Origin of the sequence: Micromonospora sp. 15K316 (assembly GCF_004348525.1) — a bacterium.
Classification (GTDB): Bacteria; Actinomycetota; Actinomycetes; order Mycobacteriales; family Micromonosporaceae; genus Micromonospora.
In genome coordinates, this window is sequence record NZ_SMKG01000297.1 from 1 (window position 1) to 6,063 (window position 6,063).

4 protein-coding genes are annotated in these 6,063 nt (G+C 73.9%); all 4 read right to left on the reverse strand.

Annotated features, from left to right (window positions below; translation table 11 throughout):
* Positions 1–25 precede the first annotated feature (25 nt).
* The 4 genes from E1211_RS29920 to E1211_RS29935 all read right to left on the reverse strand — a co-directional run bounded on the left by E1211_RS29920 (position 26) and on the right by E1211_RS29935 (position 5,978).
* On the reverse strand, positions 26–1,918 hold the full coding sequence (locus E1211_RS29920) for a PucR family transcriptional regulator (protein ID WP_371686224.1): 1,893 nt from the start codon (positions 1,916–1,918) through the stop codon (positions 26–28).
* A gap of 30 nt (positions 1,919–1,948) precedes the next feature.
* The gene (locus E1211_RS29925) at positions 1,949–2,758 is read right to left on the reverse strand and encodes an RNA methyltransferase (protein WP_132353233.1); all 810 of its coding nucleotides are present in this window, start codon (positions 2,756–2,758) and stop codon (positions 1,949–1,951) included.
* A 110-nt stretch (positions 2,759–2,868) separates the two neighbouring features.
* Entirely contained in the window at positions 2,869–3,432 is a 564-nt protein-coding gene (locus E1211_RS29930; protein WP_132353235.1) for a dihydrofolate reductase family protein, read from the reverse strand.
* 338 nt (positions 3,433–3,770) lie between these two features.
* A complete protein-coding gene (locus tag E1211_RS29935) occupies positions 3,771–5,978 on the reverse strand; it encodes a transglycosylase domain-containing protein (RefSeq protein WP_132353237.1) in 2,208 nt (735 codons plus the stop codon).
* Between the last annotated feature and the right edge of the window lie 85 nt (positions 5,979–6,063).

The following is a 6,063-nucleotide window of genomic DNA, read 5'->3' on the forward strand; positions in this document are numbered from 1 at the left end:
GGTCCGGACGGGGTGGGGTGTGGCGTCAGGGGGTGCGGACGGCGTCGAGGGCGAGCAGGGCGACGTGCAGGCTGAGGCAGGCGTCGACCGAGTCCAGGTCGACGTCGAGGATGCGCCCGATGCGGGCCAGCCGCTCGTAGAAGGCCGGCCGGGACAGGTGCGCCGCGGCCGCCGCCGCAGACTTGTTCCGGCCCTGTTCCAGGTACGCGCGCAGCGTGTCGAGCAGCTGCTCCCGGGGGTGCTGCGCGTCGTACCCGAGCAGCGGGCCGAGTTCCCGCTCGACGAAGGTCTGCACCCGGGGCTCGTCGCGGAGCAGGTGCAGCAGCCCGGCGAGCCCGACGTGCGGCAGCCGGAAGATGGCCAGGTCGCGCCGGTCCCGCCGGGCCGCGTCGGCGATCTGCCGCGCCTCGATCAACGAGCGACGGGCCTCCCGGAGGCCACCCACCCCCGAGCCGGCCGCGATGATCACCGGAGAGGGCGGACCCGGGACCGACGCCCGAGCGCCCTGCCGGGGCAGGTCGCCCCGGGACGGCGCGTCGATCCGGCCGACCATCTCCGACCGGCTCGCCTCGCCCCGACCCGGCCCGTCCGCGCGGGGCGTCCCGTCCGGGCGGGACGCGGTCGATCCGTCGAGCCGCGCGCGGCGCAGCGCGGCCGCGAACGCGCCCAGCGCCCGCTCCTCGGCGGCGGCGTCCGGCAGCGCGACGAGCGCGCCGACCGCGTGGTCGTCGACCGCGCTGGAGAGGGCGGGGAGGCGCGCCTCACGCAGCGCGTGCTCCACCGCCTCGGCGAGGTCGCGCAACCGGGCCGGCGGGGTCGCCGGGCCCGGCTCACCCGCCGGCGCGGCCGCGCCGTCGACCCGGAACCGGATCATCACCCCGACCAGGTGTCTCCGCTCCAGCGTCACGCCGAGCGCCTTGGCCCGCAGTGCCACCTCGTCGACCGGCCACGAATGGTCGAGCAGCGCCGTGAGCAGCGTGCGGTGCATCTGCCGCTCCAGCCCTTCGGCGTCCCGGCGGATCAACCGGCCCAACGCCAGTGTGGAGGCGGCCCGCTCGACCAGGATCGTGAGCCGGGTCGGCGGGACGATCTGCGGCGACGGGCGCCCGAGGTGGGCCTCCGGGGCGGCGGCGCCGCGCCGCGGGCGGACGGTGGCGAGGTCACCCCCGGCCGGCCAGCGCAGCAGCAGACGACCCCAGTCCTGCCCCCGCGCCCCGACCTCGGTCACCAGCCAGCCGCTGTCCGCGTCGTACGCGGTCCGCCCGGCCGGCCGGATCCGGCGCGAGTGCTGCTCCCAGCCGTCGAGCAGCAGCTCGGCGCTCTCCCCCGCCGGGTCGTACGCGAGCACCTGCCGGGACAGGTTCTCCAGCACCACCGGGCAGCCGGAGAGCTCCGCCGCCTGCCGGACCACCTCGCCCGGCCCGGCCCCCTCGACCGACAGCTCGGTGAACCGCTGGTGGATCTCCTCGGTGGCGCGTAGCTCGGTGAGCTGGGCGTCCACGATCAGCCCGTGCACCGCCTCGGTGATCCGGACGAACGGGGTGGCCCGCCGCAGCTCGGCCAGGGGAAGTCCGCGCCGTTCGGCGGCGGCCGCCATCACCCGGGGCACCCCGTCGAGGTACCGGCGGCCCAGCTCGACCACGAGGCCGGAGACTCCCACGTCGGCCAGGTCACCGATGAACGCGCGCAGGCCCGCGTCGTCGGCGGGCAGCCCGATCCCGGTGGTGAGCACCAGCTCGCCGCCGCCGAGCAGGGAGGCGATGTCCGGCACCTCCGCCACGTGCACCCAGCGGACCAACCGGTCGAGTCCGGCCTCCCCCGCCACCAGGCGCGGGGCGCCGTGGCGGACCGGGTCGAGGGCGAGAACCTCACGGACGGTAGGGAACACGGGCGTCACGCTACCGTCCGTGACGCCCAGGAAGGTAACCGCCGCTGCCGTCCCCGCCGCTCACAGCGGGTCGTCGCGGCCCAGCTCCCAGAAGGCGACGGCGGCGGCCGCCGCCACGTTCAACGAGTCCACGCCCCGGCGCATCGGGATGACCACCCGTACGTCGGAGGCGTTCTGAGCCGCCGCGGTGAGACCGGGACCTTCGGCGCCCAACAGGAGCGCCGTCCGCTCCCGCTGGGCCGGGCTGAGCCGCTGGATCGGTACGGCGTCGGGCGCCGGCGTCATCGCGAGCACGGTGAAGCCCGCCTCCCGGGTCTGTTCCAGGCCGGCGGGCCACTGCGCGAACTTGGCGTAGGGCACCGCGAACACCTCGCCCATGCTGACCCGGACGCTGCGCCGGTACAGCGGGTCGGCGCAGGTCGGTGAGAGCAGCACCGCGTCGATGCCGAGTGCGGCGGCGCCCCTGAAGATCGCGCCGAGGTTCGTGTGGTTGTTCACGTCCTCGAGGATCACCACCCGCCGCGCGGCGGCGAGCACCTCGGCCACCGTGGGCAGCGGCCGGCGTCGGAAGGACGCCAGCACGCCCCGGTGGACGTGGAAGCCGGTCGCCTTCTCCAGCACCTCCTGGCTCGCCGCGTAGACCGGGGCCTCCCCGGTGTCCAGATCGGCGAGCTGATCGACCCGCTTGGCGTCGACCAGGTACGACCGCGCCGGGTAGCCGGCCCGCAGCGCCCGGCGCAGCACCAGCTCCCCCTCGGCGATGAAGAGCCCGTGCGGGGGCTCCCAGCGGGTACGCAGCTCGACGTCGGTCAGCGCACGGTAGTCGGCGATCCGCTCGTCGTCCGGGTCGGTGATCTCATGGACGGGCACCCGACGATTCTGCCGGACGCGCTTCGGACCGCCGGACGAGCAGGGGCGCGGCGCGGCGCACCTCACCTCCCGGCCCGCGTCGGATCTCCGTTTGCCGCCGACGCCGCTCCTCACGCCCCGTGCCGGTAACCCAGCACCACCGAGCGGGCGTCGAGGGTACGGCTCTCCGCCAGGCGCAGGCCGAGCCGCGCGGCGTCCAGGAAGACCGGCTGACCCCCGCCGAGCACCACCGGATGCACGACGATGGCGTACTCGTCGATCAGGCCGAGCCCGGTCAGCGCCGAGGCGAGCTTCGAGCCCCCGGTGAGCAGCAGGTCCTTGCCGGGCTCCGCCTTGAGCGCGCCGATCTCGGCAGCCAGGTCGCCGCCCCCGATCACCCGCGCCCCCTCGGCGGCCTCGGTGAGCGTCCGGGACACCACGATCTTCGGCATCTTCCGCCAAACCGGCGCGAACGCGAGGTCGTGCGGGTCCTGCGACATCGACTCGGCGCGCGGCCAGTAGGAGGACATCAGCTCCCAGACCTTGCGGCCGTAGAGGAAGGCGCCGGCCCGCTCGGTCAGCTCGGACGAGTACGCCGACAGCTCCGGCCCCATCTGCGCCCAGTCGAACTCCCCGTTCGGGCCGTGGATGTATCCGTCGACCGACTGGTGCACGTAGTAAACGATCTTGCGCATGGCGGCTGCTCCTCCGGTGCGGTACGCCCCCGACGGGCGCCTCTCGCCCGGTGGTCGGAGCCGCCCGACCGGATCCGACGCCCCGGCCGAACTTTCTCCCGAGATTTCTCGGCGGGGTCGCCGGGCACCGCTTCTCGTGCGGTTTCCGCGGGGCCGTGGTGCCGTCACCCGGCTCGGCGTCGACCCGGCCCGGTTCGTCGACCCGGCCCGGTTCGTCGACCCGGCCCGGCGGGCGACCGCACGGCGATCCCGCACGCCGCGTCGCCGGATCCGACGCCGGGTGCGGTCGTCGCCGCGTGGCGGGGACGACCGCACCCGAAATCCGGCCGTTTTCGGGGTCAGCCGCGCCCGGCGAGCCAACGCTCCAGGAACGACCCGGGGTCGTCCGCGCGCTGCCGGTCGTCGGTACGACCCGGCCGCGCCGGCGGCCGGTCCGCCGGCCGGTGCGGATCGCCGGCCAACTCCTGACTGGGAGCGGTGAAGCCCTTCTCCGGCTTGCCCTTGACCGCGGTCGAGATCACGTGGGCGACCGCGTCGATCACCCGACTCTGCACCGCGGAGCCCACCGACACGGTCGGGTCGTCGGGGTTCGCGGCGATGCCGGCGACCGCGACCTGCGGGGTGAAGCCGACGAAGGTCTCCGTGGCGTTCTCCTCCGAGCTACCGGTCTTACCGGCGACCGGACGGCCACCGAGGATGTCGTTCACCGAGGTGGCCGTACCCCCGTTGCACTGCCCGAACGCCGACTGCTGCCCGACCGGGCACCGTGCCGCGTCCGTGGCGGCCCGCGCCACGTCGGCGTCCAGCACCCGCTTGCAGGACGGGTCGCCGACCGCGACCCGGTCACCGTTCGACGCGGTCACCGACATCACCGGCAGCGGCTCGCAGTACATGCCCTCGGAGGCCACTGTGGCGTAGGCGTTGGCCACGTCGAGCGGCGTGGTCGCGGCGACGCCGAGGGTGAACGACCCCCAGTTGGCCGCGTTCTCCTTGGCGAACCGGGCGTCCGCGTCGGCCCGGAAGGTGATGCCGAGCCGCTGCGCCATCTCGACCACTTTGTCCTGGCCGACCTGCTCGGCCAGCCAGACGAAGTACGTGTTGACGGAGCGGCCGAAGCCGTCCCACATCATCCGGTAGCCGTCCATCCAGTCCGGATTGGCGTTGGCCGGGCACCAGTGGCCGTCACAGTTGCCGTCACCGTTGTCCGGGTAGCGGGTGGGCAGCTTCGCGGGCGCGTCGAAGCCGGTGGAGAGCGTCTTGCCCGCCTCCAGCGCCGCGAGCATCGTGAAGAGCTTGAAGGTCGAGCCGGCCTGGTAGCCCTCGACGCCGCCCCCACCCGAGATGAGCGGGTTGACGGTGTTCGGGTGGTTCTCCTGCCCGTTCGGGTTCGCGGCGAGGCTGTAGTGCCGGTTCACCGCCATCGCCAGCACCCGACCGGTGCCCGGCTCGACCGCGGCGATCGGCAGCGCGTTCTTGTTGTCGTACCCGTACACGTCGGTGGCCTGCTTCTGGGCGGTCGCCTGGATCTTCGGGTCGAGCGAGGTGACCACCGTGTAGCCGCCCCGGCGCAGTGCCTGCTCCCGCTCGTCCGCGGTCGCGCCGAAGGCCGGCTGGGTCAGCCACCAGCGGCGCAGGTAGTCGCAGAAGAAGCCCCAGTCGTCGTGCCCCTGGGCGGTGGCCGTGCAGCCGTTGGACTGCGCGGTGGGGTGCAGGACGAGCTTCTCGGCCTTGGCCTGAGCCGCCTGCGCGGCCGTGATCGCCCCGGTCTGCGCCATCGAGTCGAGCACGTACGAGCGGCGGGCCAGCGCCGTGTCCCGGTCACCGTCGATCGGGCTGTACGCGTCCGGCGACTGCACCAGGCCGGCGAGCAGGGCCGACTCGGCGAGGGTCAGCTGCGCCGGCTCCTTGCCGAAGTACCGCTGGCTGGCGGCGGCGACGCCGTACGCGCCGGAGCCGAAGTACGCGATGTTCAGGTAGCGGTTGAGGATCTCGTCCTTGCTGAGGCTCTTCTCCAGCGCCGAGGCGTACCGGATCTCCTGGAGCTTGCGGCCCACGGTCTGCTCGGTGGCCGCCTGCCGCTCCTCGGCGGTGCGGGTCGGGTCCGTCTTCAGCACGTTGCGGACGTACTGCATGGTCAGCGTGGAGCCGCCCTGCTCGGTGCCGCCGCCCTTGACGTTCGCCACCACCGCGCGGAACAGGCCGCGCAGGTCCGCGCCGCCGTGCTCGTAGAACCGCCGGTCCTCGGCCGCCACGATCGCCTGCCGCATCACCGGGGCGATCTCCGACAGCGGGACGTCGGTGCGGTTCACGTCGTAGAACGTGGTGATCAACGTCTTGCCGTCGTTCGCGTAGATGTAGGACCGCTGCGGGGTCGCCGGTGTGCGCAGCACGTCCGGCAGCGCGGCGTACGCCCCGAGCGCCGACCGGGTGACGAGCCCGAACAGCAGGTTGCCCGGGAGCACGGCCACCGCGAGGACGAGGCCGGCGAGCACCCCCGCGAGTAGCACGGTGAACAGCCTCGAGAGCGGCGAACGGAGAGGGGCCATGGTCCCCAGGATTGCCACGAAAGCCACCAAGCGGCCACCCTGCGAGCCGGTTTGTCAGGAACTTCACCGCCCCACCCCAGCAACC

Bases quoted from the DNA above. Each gene is read 5' to 3' on its own strand.
- E1211_RS29935 (WP_132353237.1), bottom strand. From the start codon at position 5,978: ATGGCCCCTCTCCGTTCGCCGCTCTCGAGGCTGTTCACCGTGCTACTC.
- E1211_RS29930 (WP_132353235.1), bottom strand. From the start codon at position 3,432: ATGCGCAAGATCGTTTACTACGTGCACCAGTCGGTCGACGGATACATC.